Genomic DNA, 1,196 nt, shown 5'->3' on the forward strand with positions numbered 1-1,196 from the left:
GTCATCACCTTGCGGCGCTCCCGCCGACGCGACGGCCCGCTTCTACGATGGTGCGGCGGCTGGCTACGATGCCCTGGTTGATGGCCGAGACGACAACGTGGCGGTGCGGTTGTCGTTCTGTGAGCGCGTGGTGTCCATCGCTGGGCCGGGCGGGGTGATCCTGGATTTCGGTTGCGGTACTGGCACCGATGCGGCGTGGTATGCCGCGCGTGGGCACCGCGTCATCGCCTACGACGTCTCGCCCGGCATGGTGGATGTGCTGAGAGCGCGTTGTATCAACGAGATTGCGGCTGGGCGCATCACGCCGGCGGTGGGCCCGCTGGCCGCAATGGAAAACGCGCTTCAGGGAAGCCCTCCGGTTGCAGCCATTTCCGCCAACTTTGCCGTGCTGAGCCACGTGCGCGAGCTCAAGCCGCTGCTGCAACGGCTCGCGTCGCATGTGAAACCGGACGGGGCACTGGTGGCGAGTGTCCTCAATCCGTTCTACCGACAAGACATGCTGCACGCCTGGTGGTGGCGAAGCGCATTGCGTTCGGTCCGGACGGGAGCGATCGAGTTGAATGGCAAGGTCACGTCCTACCGGCATTTCGTCAGCGCCATACGCGAAGCGGCGGAACCTCATTTCGCCCTTGTGGAGGTTCGCGCAGCCAGTCGTAGCGCGCTGCTAGGGGCGCTCGATTCAAACTTCCTGTTTGTCGTTCTCCGCAGGCGGCCATGAGGCATTTGCTGTCCTTGTTGCGCAGCGGTAAGGGCCTGCGCTACGCGCCTGTGGTGTATGCCGATTCTGCGGAGTTTGCACTTCGAGTGGTGCTGCGAGGGCTGCCCAGCGGGCCCGTTGACGTCAGTGGCGACCACTGTCCCGTGTCCATGCGCCCCTTCGTTCTGGGGGTCCGCTTGGCGGCGAAGAATGTCGATCAAGGTGCCCTTGCGCCGTGCCCATGGCTGGAGATCTACCCGCCGAATTCTGAAACCACACCCTTGGCGCGGCTGGCATTGAAATCGGTCGGAATGCTGCCGATGAAGCAGGGCGCCCTGTACCTTTTCGAAGTGGCGCGCACGATGAACCGCTGCCTGCCGCGACCCACCTTGTGGCTCCGGTACTTGCTGGCCTGGCAAAACGCGCGGACCGCTGCTCGGCGAGGTGATGCGCTTCGCATGTCTGCGCGAGACCTGCGCGCGCTGAATGCCTACTACAT

Annotated in this window: 2 protein-coding genes; both read left to right on the forward strand. The window is 64.3% G+C overall.

Translation table 11 applies throughout. From position 1 onward, the window contains the following. On the forward strand, positions 1–718 hold a 718-nt coding region (locus ACXJKR_RS32940; RefSeq protein WP_457326443.1), incomplete at its 5' end, for a class I SAM-dependent methyltransferase. Further along, a partial coding sequence (locus ACXJKR_RS32945; protein WP_457326444.1) for a hypothetical protein occupies positions 715–1,196 on the forward strand: 482 nt, incomplete at its 3' end. The genes ACXJKR_RS32940 and ACXJKR_RS32945, both read left to right, overlap by 4 nt.

This window comes from Roseateles sp. P5_E11, from assembly GCF_054049355.1.